The sequence below is a fragment of the Oryzomicrobium sp. genome (genome assembly GCF_036820405.1).
In the GTDB taxonomy this organism is placed as follows: domain Bacteria; phylum Pseudomonadota; class Gammaproteobacteria; order Burkholderiales; family Rhodocyclaceae; genus Oryzomicrobium.
Genome location: NZ_DAISLS010000001.1, coordinates 47,093 through 66,739 on the forward strand (window position 1 = coordinate 47,093; position 19,647 = coordinate 66,739).

18 protein-coding genes are annotated in these 19,647 nt (G+C 64.5%); 7 read left to right on the forward strand and 11 right to left on the reverse strand.

Annotated elements, in window-relative coordinates; translation table 11 throughout:
* Window positions 1–35 precede the first annotated feature (35 nt).
* Genes V7Z98_RS00200 through V7Z98_RS00210 form a run of 3 tightly spaced genes read right to left on the reverse strand, consistent with a single transcriptional unit; the run spans window position 36 to window position 3,011 of the window.
* Entirely contained in the window at window positions 36–1,499 is a 1,464-nt protein-coding gene (locus V7Z98_RS00200) for a LutB/LldF family L-lactate oxidation iron-sulfur protein (protein WP_334156532.1), read from the reverse strand.
* Window positions 1,496–2,182 carry a LutC/YkgG family protein gene (locus tag V7Z98_RS00205; RefSeq protein WP_334156533.1) on the reverse strand — a complete coding sequence of 229 codons (687 nt, stop codon included), beginning with the start codon at window positions 2,180–2,182 and terminating at the stop codon, window positions 1,496–1,498. The genes V7Z98_RS00200 and V7Z98_RS00205 overlap by 4 nt, the downstream gene beginning before the upstream one ends.
* A gap of 1 nt (window position 2,183) precedes the next feature.
* On the reverse strand, window positions 2,184–3,011 hold the full coding sequence (locus tag V7Z98_RS00210) for a (Fe-S)-binding protein (protein WP_334156534.1): 828 nt from the start codon (window positions 3,009–3,011) through the stop codon (window positions 2,184–2,186).
* A gap of 309 nt (window positions 3,012–3,320) precedes the next feature.
* Here V7Z98_RS00210 and V7Z98_RS00215 point away from each other — a divergent pair, with 309 nt between their 5' ends.
* From V7Z98_RS00215 to V7Z98_RS00225, 3 genes are all read left to right on the forward strand, one after another.
* On the forward strand, window positions 3,321–4,064 hold the full coding sequence (locus tag V7Z98_RS00215) for an FCD domain-containing protein (RefSeq protein ID WP_334156535.1): 744 nt from the start codon (window positions 3,321–3,323) through the stop codon (window positions 4,062–4,064).
* Between the two features lie 143 nt (window positions 4,065–4,207).
* Window positions 4,208–6,580, forward strand: coding sequence for a phosphoenolpyruvate synthase (ppsA, locus tag V7Z98_RS00220; protein WP_293262751.1), 2,373 nt, complete (start codon window positions 4,208–4,210; stop codon window positions 6,578–6,580).
* 13 nt (window positions 6,581–6,593) lie between these two features.
* On the forward strand, window positions 6,594–6,815 hold the full coding sequence (locus V7Z98_RS00225; protein WP_293262754.1) for an NfeD family protein: 222 nt from the start codon (window positions 6,594–6,596) through the stop codon (window positions 6,813–6,815).
* A 228-nt stretch (window positions 6,816–7,043) separates the two neighbouring features.
* Here the strand turns inward: V7Z98_RS00225 and smpB are convergent, their stop codons facing one another.
* A complete protein-coding gene (gene smpB, locus V7Z98_RS00230; protein ID WP_293262757.1) occupies window positions 7,044–7,493 on the reverse strand; it encodes an SsrA-binding protein SmpB in 450 nt (149 codons plus the stop codon).
* A gap of 68 nt (window positions 7,494–7,561) precedes the next feature.
* Between smpB and V7Z98_RS00235 the strand changes: the two genes are divergently transcribed.
* A complete protein-coding gene (locus V7Z98_RS00235) occupies window positions 7,562–7,999 on the forward strand; it encodes a type II toxin-antitoxin system RatA family toxin (RefSeq protein ID WP_293262760.1) in 438 nt (145 codons plus the stop codon).
* Window positions 8,000–8,022: 23 nt separating this feature from the next.
* A complete protein-coding gene (locus V7Z98_RS00240) occupies window positions 8,023–8,337 on the forward strand; it encodes an RnfH family protein (protein ID WP_334156536.1) in 315 nt (104 codons plus the stop codon).
* 92 nt (window positions 8,338–8,429) lie between these two features.
* Here the strand turns inward: V7Z98_RS00240 and V7Z98_RS00245 are convergent, their stop codons facing one another.
* A complete protein-coding gene (locus V7Z98_RS00245) occupies window positions 8,430–9,017 on the reverse strand; it encodes a DUF4124 domain-containing protein (RefSeq protein ID WP_334156537.1) in 588 nt (195 codons plus the stop codon).
* Window positions 9,018–9,089: 72 nt separating this feature from the next.
* On the opposite strand from V7Z98_RS00245, the gene guaB reads away from it, so the two are divergent.
* Together guaB and guaA are read left to right on the forward strand one after the other, a co-directional pair.
* Window positions 9,090–10,553, forward strand: coding sequence for an IMP dehydrogenase (guaB, locus tag V7Z98_RS00250; protein ID WP_334156538.1), 1,464 nt, complete (start codon window positions 9,090–9,092; stop codon window positions 10,551–10,553).
* Window positions 10,554–10,620: 67 nt separating this feature from the next.
* Window positions 10,621–12,186, forward strand: coding sequence for a glutamine-hydrolyzing GMP synthase (gene guaA, locus V7Z98_RS00255; RefSeq protein ID WP_334156539.1), 1,566 nt, complete (start codon window positions 10,621–10,623; stop codon window positions 12,184–12,186).
* Between the two features lie 94 nt (window positions 12,187–12,280).
* On the opposite strand, the gene V7Z98_RS00260 is transcribed toward guaA, so the two are convergent.
* The 6 genes from V7Z98_RS00260 to V7Z98_RS00285 all read right to left on the reverse strand — a co-directional run bounded on the left by V7Z98_RS00260 (window position 12,281) and on the right by V7Z98_RS00285 (window position 19,612).
* The gene (locus V7Z98_RS00260) at window positions 12,281–13,882 is read right to left on the reverse strand and encodes a sensor histidine kinase (protein ID WP_334156540.1); all 1,602 of its coding nucleotides are present in this window, start codon (window positions 13,880–13,882) and stop codon (window positions 12,281–12,283) included.
* A 47-nt stretch (window positions 13,883–13,929) separates the two neighbouring features.
* On the reverse strand, window positions 13,930–16,008 hold the full coding sequence (locus tag V7Z98_RS00265; RefSeq protein ID WP_334156541.1) for a putative bifunctional diguanylate cyclase/phosphodiesterase: 2,079 nt from the start codon (window positions 16,006–16,008) through the stop codon (window positions 13,930–13,932).
* A gap of 298 nt (window positions 16,009–16,306) precedes the next feature.
* The gene (locus V7Z98_RS00270) at window positions 16,307–16,960 is read right to left on the reverse strand and encodes a Clp protease ClpP (RefSeq protein ID WP_334156542.1); all 654 of its coding nucleotides are present in this window, start codon (window positions 16,958–16,960) and stop codon (window positions 16,307–16,309) included.
* Between the two features lie 256 nt (window positions 16,961–17,216).
* Entirely contained in the window at window positions 17,217–17,525 is a 309-nt protein-coding gene (locus tag V7Z98_RS00275) for a hypothetical protein (protein ID WP_334156543.1), read from the reverse strand.
* A 198-nt stretch (window positions 17,526–17,723) separates the two neighbouring features.
* Window positions 17,724–18,596: an HpcH/HpaI aldolase/citrate lyase family protein gene (locus V7Z98_RS00280; protein ID WP_334156544.1), complete on the reverse strand. Its 873-nt coding sequence runs from the start codon at window positions 18,594–18,596 to the stop codon at window positions 17,724–17,726.
* Window positions 18,597–18,631: 35 nt separating this feature from the next.
* On the reverse strand, window positions 18,632–19,612 hold the full coding sequence (locus V7Z98_RS00285) for an HpcH/HpaI aldolase/citrate lyase family protein (protein ID WP_334156545.1): 981 nt from the start codon (window positions 19,610–19,612) through the stop codon (window positions 18,632–18,634).
* Between the last annotated feature and the right edge of the window lie 35 nt (window positions 19,613–19,647).

The window sequence follows — 19,647 nt, forward strand, 5'->3', positions numbered from 1 at the left end:
GATAATCGGTGGAAAAAGAAGGGGGCCGGTGGGGTTTAGACGCGCTCGCGCACCATGTCCCGCAGCCTTTTCGGCGCGGGCTTGAGGGGCGTGCGGGCCACCGTCCAGCCGCTCTGGCGCGACGGCGTCAGGGCGCGGAAGCGCGACGCCAGCCAGGTGAAGGTCCGGTAGGCGCCAGGCTGGGCGTAGATGCGCGCCCACAAACGCCAGACGAAGGACACCAGGGGCCGGTAGCCCGCCCCCTGGCCGACCATAGCCGGATGGGGATGGGGGGCGCTCTGGGCTTCGCCGCGCAGGCGCACCAGCAGTTCCGGGATGGGGATCTTCACCGGGCAGACTTCGCCGCAGGCGCCGCACAGGGTGGACAGGGTGGGCAGCAGGTGGGTCTGTTCCAGGCCCATCATGTGGGGCGAGACGATCTTGCCGATGGGGCCCGGGTAGGTGGTGCCGTAGGCATGGCCGCCGATGCGGGTGTACACCGGGCAATGGTTCATGCAGGCGCCGCAGCGGATGCATTGCAGGGTCTTGCGCAGTTGTTCGTCGGCGTAGGCCTGGGAACGGCCGTTGTCGAGCAGCACCAGGTGCACCTCTTGCGGGCCGTCCTTCTCGTCGGCCTTGCGCGGGCCGGAGATCAGGTTGAAGTAGGTGGATACCGCCTGGCCGGTGGCCGAGCGGGTCAGGATCGAGTACAGGGGGGCCACGTGCTCGAGCTTTTCCACCACCTTCTCGATGCCGGTAATGGCGATGTGCACCTTGGGCACGGTGGTGCACATGCGGCCGTTGCCTTCGTTTTCCACCAGGCACAGGGTGCCAGTCTCGGCCACGGCGAAGTTGACGCCGGACAGGCCGATCTCGGCCTCCTCGAACTTCTCGCGCAACACCTGGCGGCCGATCTGGATCAGGGCGTCCACGTTGTCGGTGTAGTCGACCCCGGGCACCTTCTCGGCGAACAGCCGGGCGATCTGCTCCTTGGTCTTGTGGATGGCCGGCATGATGATGTGGGAGGGCTTCTCCCCGGCCAGCTGGACGATGTACTCGCCCATGTCCGATTCCAGGGCGCCGATGCCGGCGGCTTCCATGGCGTGGTTGAACTCGATTTCCTCGCTGACCATGGACTTGCCCTTGACGATCAGCTTGGCCTGATGGCGCTGGGCGATGCCGAGCATGATGGCGTTGGCCTCGTCCGGGGTCTCGGCCCAGTGCACGTGGACGCCGTTGCGGGTCAGGTTGGCTTCGAGCTGTTCCAGCAGGTCGGGTAATTTCGACAGGCTGTACTGGCGGATTGCCTCCGACAGGCTGCGCAGGGACACCAGTTCCGATTCGTCCGGGAACTGGGCGGCCCGCTTGGCCATGAGAAAGTCCATGGCACCGCGGAAGCTGCTGCGCAGGTGGTCGTCGTTGATCGCCTCGTGGACCCGCTCGCGCAGGGCCTCGGCGGAAACGAAGGCGATGGGCTTGCCTCGGGTGGCGTGGGCGGTGTGAGGCGTGGGGGCGTTCATTGCACCGCTCCTTCCCGGGTGGTGACCAGCACGATCAGCTCCTTCGGGCCGTGGGCGCCGTAGGCCAGGGTCTGCTGGATGTCGGCGGTCTTGGACGGGCCGGACACCAGCAGGGCATTGGTGGGCAGGCCGCCAGCCCAGTTCTCGGCGCGCAGGGCGTCGAAGAAGGTGGGGTGGATGGTGGCGGCGTCGAGCAGCACGAAGTGGATCGGCGGCACCAGGGACAGGGTGCGCGGCTCGGCGGGGGAGGGCCACAGGATCAGGGTGCCGGTCTCGGCGATGGCGCCCCGGGCCTGGGTGAAGCCCGCATCCACCTTGTGGAACAGGTCGGCTTTGATCTCTTCCACCTGGCCGGCCCAGGGGCGCAGGGCGGTGCCATTGGCGGCGAAGGCTGCGGCGTCGAGCCGCTCACCGGCCGGGGTGGCGGCACCGTAGAGCAGGCTGGACACACCCTTTTCAGCGCACAGGCGGGCGAGCAGTTCGGGCCAGGATTCTTCCAGGGTGACGTGGACGTCGGCGTGGAAGCTCTCGATGCCGGTGCGGAAGCGGGCCAGCCGGTCCAGGGTCGATTCCTGGCGGTCCCGGGCGGCGTAGTGGGCGTCGAGCTGGGGTGTGGGCACGGGCAGGGGACTTTGCGGCGCGTTGGTGCGTAGCTTGGCGAGGATGCGGTCGCGGGCGCTCATGTCAGTTGCTCCCGGAAGCCTGGCCGCCGGTGCGGCGCAGCAGGAAGGTGGCCAGGTGCTCGCCCGGCAGGGAGGCTTTCACCCGGCCCGCATCCAGGTCTTCCTTGGCGGCGCGCTTGGTGATGTTGAGCAGGCAACCGCAGTCGGCGGTGACCACTTCGCTGGCGCCGGTGGCCTTCAGGGCCGCGACTTTGTCCGTGACCATGGCGGTAGACACGTCCGGGTGCTTGAGCGAGAAGGTGCCGCCGAAGCCGCAGCATTCCGATTCATGGCCGTGGTGGGCGAGGGTGACGTTGCCCAGCTTGGCGAGGAGTTCCCGGCCCACCAGGTGGGTGCCCATTTCGCGCCGCGCGGAACAGGAGGTGTGCAGGGTGACGGTGGTGGGCTCGCCCTGATCGGGGCGGTTGAAGCCGACCACGTGGAGCAGGAATTCGGCGAACTCGTAGGTCCGTTCGGCGATGGCCTTGGCCTGGGCGTAGCGTGCCGGGTCATCGGCGAAGATCTTTTCCCAGTGCCAGCGGATCATGCCGCCGCAGGAGCCGGAGGGCACCACCACCGGGTAGTCCTCGGGAAACAGGTCGAGCTGGGAGGCGGCTACTTGGCGCGCCTCGTCGGGAAAGCCGCTGGAGAAGGCGGGTTGGCCGCAGCAGGTCTGGTTGTCCGGGAAGATCACCCGGATGCCTTCCCGTTCCAGGAGGGTGATGGCGTCCATGCCGGCCTCGGGGACGAACAGGTCCACCAGGCAGGTGCCATAGAAATACACCGCCTGGGGGCGGGGGGGGTAGGCGCGCACGGGGGGTTCGCCCGCGCTCACGAGGGGGACGCTCATGTCTCCTCCAGTCCTGCCGGTTGGCGCCCACGATGTGGGTCGCAGCGGCTTTTCGGTTGGTTTCGGTTATGAACCGGTAAATCGACTTACGGTAAATTGGTAAGACCAATCAAACCGATGGCGACAGAAGTTACGCGCAGCGGGCAATAAAGTCAATCATCTATAAGACTCAACTGATTGATTTTGCGGTGCACAATCGAAAACCACTGTGGTTTCTACGTACCGGAATCTTGAAAACCCAGTGTTTAAGCCGTATCATGGTGGTCTGACCAATTTAATGGAGCGGCAATGTCTGGCGGCAAGCTTGCAGTGCAGCGACTCTCGGACACCATCGCCCTGGACCTGGAACGGCGCATCCTGGAAGGTTCGTTAAAGCCCGGGGACCGCTTGCAGCCAGAGCGCGAACTGGCCGCCGAACTGGGCGTGTCCCGTCCCTCGCTGCGCGAAGCCATCCAGAAGCTCGTCTCCAAGGGCATGCTGCAAAGCCGCCAGGGCGGGGGCACCTATGTCACCGACCAGCTCGACGCCGCTTTCACCGACCCCTGGCAGGAGATGCTGCGCCAGCATCCCAACATCCAGGGCGATCTGCTCGAATTCCGCGGCATGCTCGAATCCGAGGCCGCCTCCCTGGCCGCCCGCCGCGCCACCGACGCCGACATCCTGCGTATCGGCCAGGCCTTCGAGCGGGTCGAATCCCTGTTCGCCCAGGGTACTTCGGCCACGGTGCTGGAGCAGCAGGTCAAGGCCGACCTGGCCTTTCACCAGGCCATCGCCGAGGCGGCCCACAACGTGATGTTTGGCCACCTCACCGCCAGCTTGTTCCGCGTCACCCACGACCACATCGACGTCAACCTGCGCCACCTGCGCCGCTTCGAAGAGGACTGGCTGGAACTGCGCCACCAGCACGCGGCGATCTGGGAGTCGATCCGCAGCCGCAACCCCCAGGCGGCCCAGGATGCGGTGCGGCGGCACATTGATTTCGTTCGGGAAAGCATGATCGAGACGGCGCAGCACGCCGAGCGGGAAACCCGTGCGCTGCGCCGCTTAAAGTGAGAAAATCCCCCACTTTCGCCGCGGCCCGCTGATCTGCACGCGGCCGGGTTTTGGCCGAAACCCGCATAAACAAAGGTTTTTCCGTAGTTTCTTTTTGCCCCCAACCTTGCATTCATGCATTACTCGAAAGGATTAATCCGGCGATGAGCGCTTATGTGATCAGCTTCGATCAACTGCGTATGGACGACGTTGAGAAAGTGGGGGGCAAAAACGCCTCACTCGGCGAGATGATCAGCCAACTGGCGAACACCGATGTGCGTGTTCCCGGTGGTTTCGCCACCACGGCCGAGGCCTACCGGGTGTTCCTGGCCCACAACGGGCTGGCCGACCGCATCCAGAAGGCTCTTGAAACCCTGGACGTGGACGACGTCAAAAAGCTGGTGGAAACCGGCGCCCAGATTCGTCAGTGGATCGTCGACACTCCGTTCCCGGCCGAACTGGAAAAACAGATCGCCGAGCACTACCAGGCCCTGATCAAGGATTCCTCCCCCGAGGCGTCCTTCGCCGTGCGTTCCTCCGCCACCGCCGAGGATCTGCCGGATGCTTCCTTCGCCGGCCAGCAGGAAACCTTCCTCAACATCGTCGGCCTGGAGAACATCCTCCACGCGATGAAGGAAGTGTTCGCCTCCCTGTACAACGACCGCGCCATCGCCTACCGGGTGCACAAGGGCTTTACCCACGCCGAGGTGGCCCTGTCCGCCGGCGTGCAGCGCATGGTCCGCTCCGACACGGGCGCTTCCGGCGTGATGTTCACCCTGGACACCGAATCCGGCTTCCGCGACGCGGTGTTCATCACCGCCTCCTACGGCCTCGGCGAGACCGTGGTGCAGGGTGCGGTGAACCCGGACGAGTTCTACGTGCACAAGCCCATGCTGGAAGCGGGCAAGAACGCCGTGATCCGCCGGAACATCGGCTCCAAGCTGATCAAGATGGTGTTCACCGACCAGAAGGTCGCCGGCAAGTCTACCCAGACCGTGGACGTGGCCGAAGCCGAGCGCATCCAGTTCTCGATCTCCGACGCCGAGGTCATGGAGCTGGCCCGCTACGCCGTGATCATCGAGAAGCACTACGGCCGCCCGATGGACATCGAGTGGGGCCGCGACGGCGTGGACGGCAAGCTGTACGTGCTGCAAGCCCGTCCCGAGACCGTGAAGTCCCAGGAAGGCCACGACCGGCTGCAGAAGTTCAAGCTCAAGAGCTATTCCAAGGTGCTGGCCTCCGGCCGCGCCATCGGCCAGAAGATCGGTGCCGGCCCGGTGCGCATCGCTACCGACCCCTCCGAAATGGACAAGGTCCAGCCCGGCGACGTGCTGGTGGCCGACATGACCGACCCGAACTGGGAGCCGGTGATGAAGCGCGCCTCCGCCATCGTCACCAACCGGGGCGGCCGTACCTGCCACGCAGCGATCATCGCCCGTGAGCTGGGTATCCCCGCCATCGTCGGCTGTGGCGACGCCACCGAGACCCTGTCCGACGGCGACCTGGTGACCGTTTCCTGCGCCGAAGGCGACACCGGCCACGTGTACCGCGGCAAGCTCGACTTCGAAGTGATCTCCCGCGATTTGGGCACCATGCCCGACATCGACACCAAGATCATGATGAACGTGGGCAACCCGGAGCTGGCCTTCGAGTTCTCCCAGCTGCCCAACGGCGGCGTCGGCCTGGCTCGCGTCGAGTTCGTCATCAACAACGTCATCGGCATCCACCCCAAGGCCATTCTGGACATCGACCGCCTGCCCGCCAGCAAGCGCGAGGAAATCCAGCGCCGCGCCCGGGGCTACGCCAGCCCGAAGGAATTCTTCGTCGAGAAGCTGGCCGAAGGCGTGGCCACCATCGCCGCCGCCTTCTGGCCCAAGCCGGTGATCGTGCGCCTGTCCGACTTCAAGTCCAACGAGTACCGCAAGCTGCTCGGCGGCGAGCTGTACGAGCCGGAGGAAGAGAACCCCATGCTGGGCTTCCGCGGCGCGTCCCGCTACATCGCCCAGAGCTTCCGCGACTGCTTCGAGATGGAATGCCGCGCCATGAAGAAGGTCCGCGAGGAAATGGGCCTGACCAACGTGGAGCTGATGGTTCCCTTCGTGCGCACCGTGGACGAGGGTAAGCAGGTCGTCGATCTGCTCGCCCAGCACGGCCTGAAGAAGGGCGAGAACGGCCTCAAGCTGATCATGATGTGCGAGATCCCGTCCAACGCCCTGCTGGCCGAGCAGTTCCTGGAGGTGTTCGACGGCTTCTCGATCGGCTCCAACGACCTGACCCAGCTGACCCTGGGGCTGGACCGGGATTCCGGCCTGGTGGCCTCCCTGTTCGACGAGCGCGATCCCGCCGTCAAGACCCTGCTGGCCATGGCGATTTCCGCCGCCAACAAGAAGGGCAAGTACGTTGGCATCTGCGGCCAAGGGCCTTCCGACCACCCCGATCTGGCCGAGTGGCTGATGGAGCAGAACATCACCTCCATCTCCCTCAACCCGGACACCGTGGTGGACACCTGGCTGCGCCTCGCCGGCCAGGGCCAGTAACAAGGTCCGCGGCATGACCGTCGCCTGGTGGCACTGGCTGCTGCTGGGCGTCGTTCTGATGGGCATCGAGCTTCGGCTCGGTGCCCTTTTCGTTTGCTGGTTCGGCGCCGGGGCCTGGGTGGTGGCGGGCGTGCTCTACGCCTTTCCCGCCGCCTCCTTCGGCGCCCAGGTCTTCCTCTGGCTCACCGCCTCCATGACCCTGGTGTGGACCTGGTTCCAGGTTTTTCGCCGCTAGGGGCGCGTCGGGCGGTGCCCGTGGGCGCAAAAAAGCCGGAGCGCTGGTGCGTCTCCGGCTTTTTGTTTGTGGTCAGTCTAGCCACAGCAGGTTTCAAACCCCGCGTCCCTGGCCGATCTTGAGAGTGCCACTCTGGAGCGCCAATACTGGCGCGGCCTTTGGCGGCAGGTAGCTGAAGAGCGAGTATTGGCGCGGGGTTTGGATGAAGGGGAGGGGGCTGGCGTGCGATCAGCGCTGCCGTTCCTTCATCAACTGGCCCTGTTCGCGCTTCCAATCCTTCTCTTTTTCGTCGCTGCGCTTGTCGTGCAGCTTCTTGCCCTTGGCCAGGCCGATTTCCAGCTTGATGCGACCCCGGGTGTAGTGCAGGTCGATGGGCACCAGGGTGTAGCCGGCCCGCTCGACCTGGCCGATCAGCTTGTCGATCTGGGCACGGTGCAGCAGCAGCTTGCGGGTGCGGGTCGGGTCCGGCGTGACGTGGGTCGAGGCGGTGGGCAGGGCGGTGAGGTGCATGCCGAGCAGCTGGATCTCGCCCTTTTTGATCACCACGTAGGATTCCTTGATGTTCACCCGCCCGGCGCGAATAGCCTTGACCTCCCACCCTTGCAGGGCGAGGCCGGCCTCGATCTTTTCCTCGACGAAGTAGTCGTGGAACGCCTTCTTGTTGACGGTGATGCTCATGGCGCCTGGGTTTTCGCTAAAATGATCGATTCTACTTGATTCCCGGGGCGAGGGCGCCCCGCATCCCCATGGCCCTGGTTGAAAAGTCGGTACTCATCGAACATACGGCACAACACATGTTCGACCTGGTGGACCGGGTCGAGGACTATCCCCAGTTTCTCCCCTGGTGCGGCGCCACCGAACTGAAGCAGCGCACCGAGAGCAAGACTGTCGCCACGCTGCACATCAACTACCACAGCGTCAAAGCCCACTTCACCACCGAGAACGACAAGGAAGTCCCGCGCTGGATGGCCATCAAGCTGGTGGATGGCCCGTTCCGCAAGCTCGAAGGCCGCTGGCACTTCAAGCCCCTCGGCGATGCCGCCTGCAAGGTGGAGTTTTCCCTCTCCTACGAGTTTTCCAACAAATTGCTGGAAAAGATCATCGGCCCGGTGTTTTCGCACATCGCCAACACCTTCGTCGATGCCTTCGTCAAACGGGCCGACCAGCTCTACCGCCGTCCTTAGCGTTTAGCCTCCGAGGAGCCGCGATGAAGATCGAAGTGGTGTACGCCCTGCCCGGCCACCAGGAACTGGTGACCCTGGACCTGCCGGAAGGCGCCACGGCGCAGCAGGCCATCGAAGCCTCGGGACTGCTGGTCAAGTGCCCCGAGATCGACTTGGCCAGCAACAAGGTGGGGGTGTTCGCCAAGCTGGTCCGCTTAGATACACCGCTGCGCGACAGGGACCGGGTGGAAATCTACCGTCCCCTGATCGCCGACCCCAAGGAAGTGCGCAAGCGCCGCGCCGCGGAGGGCAAGGCGATGAAGAAGGGGGCAGGGGAGGCTCACGAGGGCGCCGTCTAGCCGCTTATGCCTCGCATTGTGGGTCCAACAAAACGCCCTGGCATGCCAGGGCGTTTTTTTTGTCGCGTTGCCGCGCGGGTGCAGCGCAGAACTTACTTGCAGAGTTCGTTCACCGACTGCCGGCTCCGGGCGATTTCACTATCGCGCTGGGCATCGTCGAGGATTTCCCGTTCGCCCTTGTCATTGAAACGGGCGATGCGTTGGCCGTTCTGCAGGGCGGCCAGGTATTCGCTGGCCCGCTTGCATTCATCCTGGCGGCGGGCCTTGTCCTGGGCTTCCTTGGCGGCCTTTTCCTCCTGGTCCCGGTTTTCCATCTGGCGCTTGCGGAATTCCAGGTCCTTGTCGGCCATGGTCTTGGGGGCGGCGGCCGGGGCGCCGTTGCTGCTTGCTTGCGCGTTTTTCCCCTGTGCCGCTTCGGCCTTGTCGGCCGGTAGGGCATAGCCCGGGTTCTTGCCGTCGCCACCGCTGGAGCGGGCCGGGGTCTTACTCGTGCGGGGCGGGGGCGAATCGGAAATGATGGTCTTGCCGTTGGCATCCTTCCAGATGTAGGTCTCGGCGCCAGCCTGGCCGGCAAGCCCGGCGAGGGCCGCGATGCCGGCGATAGCGGCTGCGCGGGCGAGGGGGGTAAAACCACGCGGCAGCAGGCCCGGGGCAGGCGGAGAGCGGCGGAAGATGGGCATCGAGCGATCCTTTTATTGTCCGTGGATTGGCTACCCGCGTATAATCGCATTTTGAGCCAAAGGTTTGAAGCCATGCGTCTGATCCAGAAGGCGTTGACGTTCGACGACGTCCTCCTCGTTCCCGCTCACTCCGACATCCTCCCCCGCGATGTCAGTCTGCAGTCCAAGCTGACCCGTCAGATTTCCCTCAATATGCCGCTGGTGTCCGCCGCCATGGACACCGTGACCGAAGCCCGCCTGGCGATCGCCATCGCCCAGGAAGGCGGCATCGGCATTGTGCACAAGAACCTCACTCCCAAGGCCCAGGCCGCCGAGGTGTCCAAGGTGAAGCGCCACGAGGCTGGCGTGCTCAAGGACCCGATCACCATCACGCCGAACATGACCGTCGGCCAGGTGGTGGAAATCACCCGTCAGCACCGCATCTCCGGCATGCCGGTGGTGGACAAGGGTGGCAAGGTGGTGGGCATCGTCACCAACCGCGACCTGCGTTTCGAATCCAACCTGGCCCAGTCGGTCAAGGAGATCATGACCCCGCGCAAGCGCCTGGTCACGGTCAAGGAAGGCGCCAGCATCGACGAAGCCAAGGAACTGATCCGCCTGCACCGCCTGGAGCGCGTGTTGGTGGTGGACGATGAATTCCACCTGCGCGGCCTGATCACCGTCAAGGACATCCTCAAGGCCACCGAATACCCCAATGCCGCCAAGGATGGCCACGGCCGCCTGCGCGTCGGCGCCGCCGTCGGCGTCGGTGCCGGCACCGAAGAGCGGGCCGAGGCCCTGGCCGAAGCCGGCGTCGACGTGATCGTGGTCGATACCGCCCACGGCCACTCCCAGGGCGTGCTCGACCGCGTCACCTGGGTCAAGAAAAACTTCCCTAACGTGCAGGTGATCGGCGGCAACATCGCCACCGCCGAAGCCGCCCTGGCTCTGGTCGATGCCGGGGCCGACGGCGTCAAGGTCGGCATCGGCCCCGGCTCCATCTGCACCACCCGTATCGTGGCCGGCGTGGGCGTGCCCCAGATCACCGCCATCCACAACGTTTCCGAAGCCCTCAAGAATACCGGCGTGCCCCTCATCGCCGACGGCGGCATCCGCTACTCCGGCGACATCGCCAAGGCCATTGCCGCCGGCGCCAATGCCGTCATGCTGGGCGGCCTGTTCGCCGGCACCGACGAGGCACCGGGTGAAGTCGAGCTGTTCCAGGGCCGTTCCTACAAGTCCTACCGGGGCATGGGTTCCCTGGGTGCCATGCAGGCCGGCGCCGCCGACCGCTACTTCCAGGAAAGCACCGCCAACGTGGACAAGCTGGTGCCCGAAGGCATCGAGGGCCGTGTGCCGCACAAGGGCCCGGTGCTCAACGTGATCCACCAGCTGATGGGCGGCCTGCGTTCGTCCATGGGCTACCTGGGCTGCCCGACCATCGGCGACATGCACGCCAACGCCACCTTCGTGGAGATCACCTCCGCCGGTGTGCGCGAGTCCCACGTCCATGACGTGCAGATCACCAAGGAAGCACCCAACTACCACGTGGATTGATCCACCGTCGGTTCCCCGGGGCGGCCCAGCGCGGCCGCCCTTCGCGTTTTTACCAGAGCATTTCGCCATGGCTCACCAGAAAATCCTCATCCTCGATTTCGGCTCCCAGGTCACCCAGCTCATCGCCCGCCGCGTGCGCGAGCAGCAGGTCTATTGCGAGCTGCATCCCTTCGACGTCAGCGACGAGTTCGTCCGCCAGTTCAACCCCCAGGGCATCATCCTCTCGGGCGGCCCGAACTCGGTGTATGAAGCCCTGGACTGGAAGGCGCCCCAGGCTGTCTTCGAGCTGGGGGTGCCGGTGCTCGGCATCTGCTACGGCATGCAGACCATGGCCCAGCAACTGGGCGGCAAGGTGGAAAGCTCGGGCAAGCGCGAATTCGGCTTTGCCGAAGTGCGCGCCCGGGGCCATTCTGCCCTGTTCAACGGTATCGAGGACCGCACCAACGCCGAAGGCCACGGCCTGCTCGAAGTGTGGATGAGCCACGGCGACAAGGTCACCGACCTGCCGGCCGGCTTCAAGGTCATCGGCAGCAGCGATTCTTGCCCGGTGGCGGCGATGGCCGACGAGGACCGCAAGTTCTACGCCGTACAGTTCCACCCCGAGGTCACCCACACGATCAAGGGCAAGGAAATGATCTCCCGCTTCGTGCACGAGATCTGCGGCTGCGGCCACGACTGGAACATGCCGGACTACGTGAACGAGGCCATCAAGAAGGTGCGCGCCCAGGTGGGCGACGAGGAAGTGATCCTCGGCCTGTCCGGCGGCGTCGATTCTTCCGTGGTGGCGGCGCTGCTGCACCGGGCCATCGGCGACAAGCTCACCTGCGTGTTCGTGGACAACGGCCTGCTGCGCCTCAACGAGGGCGAGATGGTCATGCAGATGTTCGCCCGCAACCTCGGCGTCAAGGTCATCCACGTCGATGCCACCGAGCAGTTCATGGGTCATCTGAAGGGCGTTTCCGACCCCGAGGCCAAGCGCAAGATCATCGGCCGCGAGTTCGTCGAGGTCTTCCAGGCCGAAGCCAAGAAGCTGCCCAACGCCAAGTGGCTGGCCCAAGGCACCATCTACCCGGACGTGATCGAATCCGCCGGCTCCAAGACCGGCAAGGCCCACACCATCAAGAGCCACCACAACGTGGGCGGCCTGCCGGAAACCCTCAACCTCAAGCTGCTCGAACCGTTGCGCGAGCTGTTCAAGGACGAGGTGCGCGAGCTGGGCATCGCCCTGGGCCTGCCCCACGAGATGGTGTACCGTCACCCGTTCCCGGGCCCCGGCCTGGGGGTGCGTATTCTGGGTGAGGTGAAGAAGGAATTCGCCGACCTGCTGCGCCGCGCCGACGCCATCTTCATCGACGAACTGCGCGCTGCCGACTGGTACGACAAGACCAGCCAGGCGTTTGCCGTGTTCCTGCCAGTGAAGAGCGTGGGCGTGATGGGCGACGGCCGCACCTACGAATACGTGGTGGCCCTGCGCGCCGTGCAGACCCAGGACTTCATGACCGCCCACTGGGCTGAACTACCTCATAGCCTGCTCGGCAAGGTGTCCAACCGCATCATCAACGAGGTGCGCGGTATCAACCGCGTGGTCTACGACATCTCCGGCAAGCCGCCGGCGACCATTGAGTGGGAGTGAGCGCGGATACGCTCGCACTCTGCGCATGAAAAGAAAGGCCCTTGATCATTCAAGGGCCTTTTTGTTTGGCGCAGTCGCCAGAGAGGCCGGCCCTTCAGGACGGACCGCTGCCTAAAGTGAAGCGGAATGTGGCGCCCTTGCCGGGAGCCGCTTCGGCCCAGATATGCCCCCCGTGTTTGCGGACGATGCGCTGGACGATGGTGAGCCCGACGCCGGTGCCGGGAAATTCCGCTTCGGTGTGCAGGCGGCGGAAGGCTTGGAACAGTTCGCCGGCGTAGGCCATGTCGAAGCCGGCACCGTTGTCCCGCACCACGTAGGTGGGAGCGCCGCCTCCCGGGGGCGTTTCGGCGAAGAATTCGATGTGGGGCGCGGCGGTCTTGCCGGTGTATTTCCAGGCGTTGGACAGCAGGTTTTCCAAGGCGATGCGCAGCAACCCTGGATCCCCCTGGGCTTGCAGGCTAGCATCCACGTCCAGTTGCAGGCCTTCCCTGGGGGGGGAGGTATTCTGCAGGCTGGCCATGATTTCCTGGGCGATGCGCCCGATGGAGGTTTGGCCGTAGTGCAATTCGGCCCGGGACACCTTGGAGAGGTTGAGCAGGTCGTCGATCAACACCTGCATGCGCAACGCCGATTTGCGCAACCGCTCTGCATAGCTCTGGGCCTGCCCCTGGAGCGGAGGCTGAACCTGGCTGAGGAGCAGGTCCGAATAGCCTTGCAGGGCTCGTAGCGGCGCCCGCAGGTCGTGGGAGACCGAATAGGAAAAGGCCTCCAGCTCCTCGTTGGCGGCTTGCAGGCGCTGGGTGCGGTCTTGCACGCGTCGTTCCAGGTCCTTGTACAGTTCCAGGTTTTCCATGGCCAGGGAGGTGGAATCGGCAAGGGCCTGGATCAGGGCCACCTCGTCCTCGTTGGGTTGCCGGTTGTTGGCCCAGTAGTTGCCGATGGCACCGATGGGGGCCTCGGTACGGATCGGCACCATCACTAGGCTTTTGACGAAGGTGGGGCGGTAGGCGTCGTGGGGGATGCGCGGGTCCTGGTAGATGTCCGGGATTACCGCAGCCTTGCGTTCGAGCATGGCCCAACCGCTGATGCAGGCGCGCAGGGGGAAGCGCCGCCCTTGCCACAGGGGGCCGATGGCGTCTTCCGCGACGTAGTAGCACTGGTCGCCGTCGCGCAGGATGAAGGTGGCTCCGTCGGCGCCGTTGAGCTGCCGGGCGCCGGTTTTGACGATATCCACGATGGCATCGAGGCTGCGGGCCAGGGACAATTGCTTGACGATTTCCACCAGCAACGCGCGGGACGTAGCCAATTGGTTGAGGCGCCGGTTCTGCCGGGTTGCCCGGACGTTCTTCAGCACCGGCGGAAGCCGCCACAACTGTTCCTTGGAAACGACGTCGAAGGCGCCCAGATGGTAGCTCTGCTGAACCCAGCGCGGATCGGCGCTGCCGCTGACGAAGATGAAGGGAGTGTCCGGCCTTTGCTCACGGACCAGGGTCAGGGCCTGCTGGCCGTCCAGGCCGGGGAGGCTGCTGTCGGAAAGCACGAGATCGAATTCACCTTTGCTCAAGGCAGCGGCAAACCCAGCCCGAGAGTCGACCCGGGTGAGGATTGGCGTGGTCTCGGGCAGGGCGAGAGCCTGTTGGACCAGACCGGCGTCGTCAGGATTGTCTTCCAGATGAAGAATGCGCAGGGTGTCCATGGATGCGCTCCGAAAAGGGGGGGGCAGGGCGGCAGGGGAGGGGAGGCTCAGATCAGGGAGACCGGCTGGCCCAGCAGCAGGGCGCATTCGGCGGCCGGAATGGGGCGGCTCAGCAGAAAGCCTTGGGCGATGTCGCATCCCGCCGCTTTGAGGAAGTCGCGCTGCTCGGCGGTTTCGACGCCCTCGGCGATGACTTCCAGGCGCAGTTGATGCGCCATGGCGATGATGGCCCGGGAGATGGCCTGGTCGTCGGCATCGCTGACGATGTCGCGCACGAACGCCTGGTCCAGTTTCAGGCGGTTTACTGGAAAGCGTTTCAGGTAGCTCAGGTTGGAATAGCCGGTGCCGAAGTCGTCGATGGCGATCTTCAGGCCCCGTTCGCGGAACTGGGCCATGATGGCCACGCTGGCCTGGGGATCGCGCATGCTGGTGGATTCGGTCAGTTCGAGTTCAAGCCGCTCGGGCGCGATGCCGAACCGGGCCAGTGTCTGGTCGATATCGACGAACAGGCTGGGCGAGGTGAACTGGCTGGCGGACAGGTTGATGGCAACCGTGGGGGCCGCAATTTCGGCGTGGTCCCATTGCACCAGTTGGCGGCAGGCTTCCTGAAGCACCCAGGCGCCCAGCTCGTTCATCAAACCGCAGACTTCTGCCAGGGGAATGAAGCGCCCTGGCGGCAGCCATCCCAGTTGGGGGTGCTGCCAGCGGATCAGGGCTTCCAGGCCTTCGATGCGGCCGGTATCGAGATTCACCTGGGGCTGGTAGTGGAGGGCCAATTGATTTTCGGCGATCAGGGCGGCGCGCAGTTCGCTTTCCAGCTGCAACCGCTCCCGGGCCTGGTCCGAGAGCAGAGGCGTGTAAAACGAATAGCTGCGTTCGGCGCTCGTCTCGGCATAGTGCAGGGCCGCTTCGGCGGCGCGCATCAGCTGGCGCGGATCGGCGGCGTCGTCGGGCAGAAGGGCCACGCCGCTACGAACCGGGACCACCTGCTGGCGTCCTCCCACCGCCACGGGAGCTGACAGGGCCTCGATGATGTGCTGGGCGAAATCGTCCAGGTCGCATCCCCGGACGAGCTCGGTGGCAAGGGCGAATCCGTTTTCCGACACCCGCGCCAGCAGGGGCTCCTGTTCCTGGCTTTCCTTCAGTCGCTCGGTCATGGCCTGGCAAATGCGGTCGATGGCCTCCTCACCGTCGCTGTCAGTGATTTCTTCCAGCCGCTGCAAGGCGATAAGCATGACGGCGAGCACCGAGGGCGTGCCGACATTCCGTTTGCCGCACCGTTCTTCCAGGTTCTGGAGAAAGTGCTGGCGGTTCGGTAATCCAGTGGTCTGGTCGAAGTGGCCCAGGTAATGAACCCGGTGCTCCGCCTGGCGTTGCTCGGTGATGTCGATGCCGCTCAGCACCACCCGTTCGGCGCGCCCCGGGCTGGTTATGGTGCCGGAGGTCCAGGTGACGACCCGTCCGCCCACGGTGGTCATGGTCCAACTGTCCCGGGCGGGCAAGTGGGGCCATTCCAGGGCGAGGCGCACTTGCTCCCGGGCATTACCGGCGTTGGAAGGGGAGGGGAACACCTCCCAGAACGCCCACCCTGGTAGGCTTGCGGGGGTGGCACCCACCATGCTGGCCGCCCGGGGATTGGCGCTGACGATGGTGCCCAATCCGTCGAGGACGACAATGGCGGCCTGGGCCGAATCGAGGGTGGCGCGCATCACTTCCCGCTCGGCAGCCAGTTCGACGTCGAGGCGGCGGCGTTCGAGCCGTTGCTCGGATTCCTGACGGGCCCGCTGGATGGCATCCGGCAGCCGGGCCATGCGGTCCTTGAGGACGAAATCGGTAGCGCCAAGGCGCAGGGTGGTTACCGCCAGATCGTCGCCGAGGGAACCGGTAACGAAGATGAGGGGGATGTCCGGGGCCTGCTCGTTGCGGATTTCCAGGCCTTCCAGGCCGCTGAATCCCGGTAGGTTGTAGTCCGCCAGGATGATGTCGGGGGTGAAGTCGTGCAGGCCCGCCACGTAATCCTGGCGGCTTGCCACCAGCCGGATCTCGGCATCGATACCGGCCAGGGACAGGGTGATCCGGATGAGCTCGCTGTCATCCGAATTATCTTCGAGGTGCAGTATGCGCAAACCGCCCATTGCCTTGTCTCCGGCGGGGGCAGCGTGTCAGAGGGCTTCCCCGGTTCAGCAGATTGGATATGCGGGCCAATTGCATCGACCCTGTGAATATGACTTCACGACTTCACTATAGCCAATTCTGAACCGATTACGTTGGCATTGTCCACGTTGCAAAAAAATGACAGCAACGACGAATTATCTCATTGATAAAAAGGCGAAATTTCGTCGAAAGGCAACTCGCCTACGTGGCGTTTTGTTGCAGCTGAACGGGCTGGAGAGGTAGGAAACCGACTGGGCGGAAGAAGAGGGCTCAACCTTGTCCATCTTCCGAAGCGGGGTGTTCCTTTCTCTGCCGCACGATGGATTTGCCTTGGTTACGCTTGATACGCGCCAGCCGGCGGCGGATTTCGTCCGAGTCCAGCCAAACATCGCTGCCGTGTTGGATGCGGTCGATTTCCCCTTTGGTGAGGAACGGCGTGCAGATTCTGGTCATCACCTTCTCGAACCAACTGGCGATGGCCACCACCTGGGCCTGCTGTTCGTTGCCTTTGCCGACAAAATTGCCGGAATAGGTATGGAACATGAGCTGGCAGTTGTCATGGACGATCAATTCGTCCCCGGCCAGGAAAATCATGGCCGCCATCGAGTAGGCGCGGGCCTCGAGTACCGTGATGACCTGGGCTTCGGAAGCCAGCATGTTGTTGATGATCTGCAGCCCGGTATCGAAATCCCCGCCAGGCGAGTTGAGGTGAAGGTAGATCAGGTCCGTAGGGCCGGCGCTGCGCAGAGTGTAGAACAGCTCGGTGTAGTACTGGGGCTCCTGGATTTCGCCGCAGACGTAGTACGAAATCTGCCGCACCGGCGCCTGCCGCTCATAACGCAGCAGGTTGGCGAAGGTTGCATTACTGCCTCCGCCGTTGTTGGGCTCATCATCCAGTCCGCAAAGCAATTCTTGTGGTCTCATGGCGTCTCCTGATCGTCATTGCCTATTCGTTTTTGGTTAAGTGTATCGGCTAAGCACCTGCCACGGCGAGGAGACCATCGCCAAGCTTGTTGCTCTAAAAGAACCTTAGTTTATTTTACATAATACAAATTATAGAAAGTAACGGCGGCGAAGAAAAAGGGCCATGAGGCCCACCGTGGCGCATCCAGCCACGATCTGCTTGGCCTGCTGGTTGTGCCCAGTGAAAACGAATGGTTCAACATTCGCCTCATTCGCATTACTTGCTTTTCGCTTCGGAGTCCGGCGCGGCTTCGCTCTTGGCGGCGGGAGTTGCCGATGAGTTGCCGCTGATGGCTTCACGGGTTGCGCGATAGCCCTTGCGTGCGCCGTTGGCCACTGCATGGCCTACCGACTTGGCGGTTTCGGCCGTGGCGTGGCCGATTTCCTTGCTGACTTCCACGGTCTTGTCTACCGCTTCAACGGCCGATTCCTTGATCTCGTGCCCGGCCTTGCCCAGGTCGGCCATCACCCAGGGGCTAATGAGCGCGAGGGTCAGACCGATGAGTGCGCTACGTTTCTTGATCATGGTGCTCTCCTTCCTGGATATAGGTTTGGAACCAATGTTTACATCCTAGTTCGACTGAAACAAAGGAGCTGTGCCGGTTTGTAGCGGTCTGGTGGCGTGCAAAAGATGTTGCGCCAAGAAACGATCTGCCCGTCGTTAAATGAAAAGGGCAAGGCGCTTGCAGCTAACCTGCCCTTTCTCATTCGCCAGGGAAAAATGTCACTCGATGGCGGCAATGGCCTCGGCCAGGGCCAGGATGCGCTGGGCCTCTTCCACGTGCAGGTTTTCCACCAGCTTGCCATCCACCACCACCACGCCTTGGCCCGCTGCGCGGGCTTGTTGCCATGCGTCGATCAGCCGGCGGGCATCGGCCGCTTCCTGGGCGGTGGGGGCGAAGGCGGTATTGGCCGCGTCCAGTTGCTTGGGGTGGATCAGGGTCTTGCCGTCGAAGCCCATGTCGCGCCCCTGGGCACAGGCCTGGTGCAGGCCGGCATCGTCGTTCAAATCGAGATAGACCCCATCCAGGATTACCAGGCCGTAGGCCCGGGCGGCCAGTACACCCAGCGACAGGGCGCCGATCATGCCCACCCGGTCCAGGGTATGGCGGGCACGCAACTCCTTGGCCAGGTCCGAGGTACCGATGACGATGGCCTCAAGGCGCGGATGGGCGGCGGCAATGGCGTTGATTTCGAGAAAGGCCCGGGGCGTTTCCGCCATGATCCACACCGGCAGATCGGCCGGCGCCCCGGCTGCATCCAGGGCGGCAACGGCCTCATGGACCTGTTCCGCCCGCTCGATCTTGGGAAAAAGAATGGCGTTGGCGCCGCAGTCGGCCACGGCCGCCACATCGTCACGGCCCCAGTGCGTGGTCAGGCCGTTGACCCGGACCACCACCTCCCGGTGCCCGTAGCCACCGGCACGAACGGCGGCGGCCACCTGTTCCCGGGCGAGGGATTTGGCATCGGGGGCCACCGCGTCTTCCAGGTCCAGGATCAGGCAGTCCGCCGGCAGGGTGCGGGCCTTCTCCAGGGCCCGGGCGTTGGCTCCGGGCATGTAGAGGGCCGAACGGCGGGGACGGGACTTGCTGCTCATGGAATGCTCCTTATCTTTTTCAACGCTTTAATTTTCTAGGCGGATGCCGGGCCGATGGCGTCGGCCTTGCGCAACAGGTTTTCGGCCAGTTTGATGCTGGCGATGTCGATCAGGCGGCCGTCGAGGCTGACGGCTCCCCTGCCCTCGCGCTGGGCGCTTTCCATGGCGTCCACGATGCGCCGGGCGTTGGCCAGCTCGCCCTCGGTGGGGCTGAAGGCATCGTTGGCCAGGGCGATCTGGCTGGGGTGGATGGCCCACTTGCCTTCAAAGCCCAGCGCCGCCGCGCGCCGCGCCGCCGCACTATAACCGGCCGGATCGGAAAAGTCGCCGAACGGGCCGTCCACCGGGCGCAGGCCGTAGGCCCGGCAGGCGACCAGGACCCGGCTCTGGGCGTAATGCCAGGGGTCGCCGGGGGTGAAGCTGCGCGCCCGGTCTGCCTTGCCGCCGCCCAACATGCCGTAGTCGGGGTGGCCGGCGCCGATGATAGTCGATCGGGCTCGGGTCGAGGCGGCGTAATCCCCCACCCCGAAGCTGAGGGCTTCGAGTCGGGGCGAGCTCTGGGCGATGGCCTCCACGTTGGCCATGCCCAGGGCGGTCTCGATCAGCACGTCGAACCCCAGGCGCTTGCTGCGTTTCTTGGCGGCCTCGATCTGGCTGACCAGCATGTCCACGGCGTAGACGTCGGCCGGCACGCCCACCTTGGGGATTAGCAGCATGTCCAGGCGCGGGCAGTTCTCGACGATGTCCACCACGTCCCGGTACATGTATTCGGTGTCCAGGCCGTTGATGCGCACTTGCAGGGTCTTGTCGCCCCAGTCGATGTCGTTCAGGGCCTCGATGGCGTTGCGCCGGGCCCGGGCCTTTTCGTCCGGGGCCACCGCGTCCTCGCAGTCGAGAAAGATCACGTCGGCGCCGGATCGGGCGGCCTTTTCGAAGAAGGCCGGATTGGATGCGGGCACGGCCAGCTGGGAGCGTTGCAGGCGGGGTGTGGCGGGGGGGAAGAAGGTGGCGCTCATGGTTTTTCCTGTCGATGCGGTGGGAGCGTGGGAGA

What these genes read in the sequence shown, in the direction of transcription:
- V7Z98_RS00225 (WP_293262754.1), top strand. Translation starts at nt 6,594, where the DNA reads ATGACCGTCGCCTGGTGGCACTGGCTGCTGCTGGGCGTCGTTCTGATG.
- guaA (WP_334156539.1), top strand. Translation starts at nt 10,621, where the DNA reads ATGGCTCACCAGAAAATCCTCATCCTCGATTTCGGCTCCCAGGTCACC.
- guaB (WP_334156538.1), top strand. Translation starts at nt 9,090, where the DNA reads ATGCGTCTGATCCAGAAGGCGTTGACGTTCGACGACGTCCTCCTCGTT.
- ppsA (WP_293262751.1), top strand. Translation starts at nt 4,208, where the DNA reads ATGAGCGCTTATGTGATCAGCTTCGATCAACTGCGTATGGACGACGTT.
- V7Z98_RS00240 (WP_334156536.1), top strand. Translation starts at nt 8,023, where the DNA reads ATGAAGATCGAAGTGGTGTACGCCCTGCCCGGCCACCAGGAACTGGTG.
- V7Z98_RS00285 (WP_334156545.1), bottom strand. Translation starts at nt 19,612, where the DNA reads ATGAGCGCCACCTTCTTCCCCCCCGCCACACCCCGCCTGCAACGCTCC.
- smpB (WP_293262757.1), bottom strand. Translation starts at nt 7,493, where the DNA reads ATGAGCATCACCGTCAACAAGAAGGCGTTCCACGACTACTTCGTCGAG.
- V7Z98_RS00245 (WP_334156537.1), bottom strand. Translation starts at nt 9,017, where the DNA reads ATGCCCATCTTCCGCCGCTCTCCGCCTGCCCCGGGCCTGCTGCCGCGT.
- V7Z98_RS00270 (WP_334156542.1), bottom strand. Translation starts at nt 16,960, where the DNA reads ATGAGACCACAAGAATTGCTTTGCGGACTGGATGATGAGCCCAACAAC.
- V7Z98_RS00275 (WP_334156543.1), bottom strand. Translation starts at nt 17,525, where the DNA reads ATGATCAAGAAACGTAGCGCACTCATCGGTCTGACCCTCGCGCTCATT.
- V7Z98_RS00210 (WP_334156534.1), bottom strand. Translation starts at nt 3,011, where the DNA reads ATGAGCGTCCCCCTCGTGAGCGCGGGCGAACCCCCCGTGCGCGCCTAC.
- V7Z98_RS00280 (WP_334156544.1), bottom strand. Translation starts at nt 18,596, where the DNA reads ATGAGCAGCAAGTCCCGTCCCCGCCGTTCGGCCCTCTACATGCCCGGA.
- V7Z98_RS00260 (WP_334156540.1), bottom strand. Translation starts at nt 13,882, where the DNA reads ATGGACACCCTGCGCATTCTTCATCTGGAAGACAATCCTGACGACGCC.
- V7Z98_RS00205 (WP_334156533.1), bottom strand. Translation starts at nt 2,182, where the DNA reads ATGAGCGCCCGCGACCGCATCCTCGCCAAGCTACGCACCAACGCGCCG.
- V7Z98_RS00200 (WP_334156532.1), bottom strand. Translation starts at nt 1,499, where the DNA reads ATGAACGCCCCCACGCCTCACACCGCCCACGCCACCCGAGGCAAGCCC.
- V7Z98_RS00235 (WP_293262760.1), top strand. Translation starts at nt 7,562, where the DNA reads ATGGCCCTGGTTGAAAAGTCGGTACTCATCGAACATACGGCACAACAC.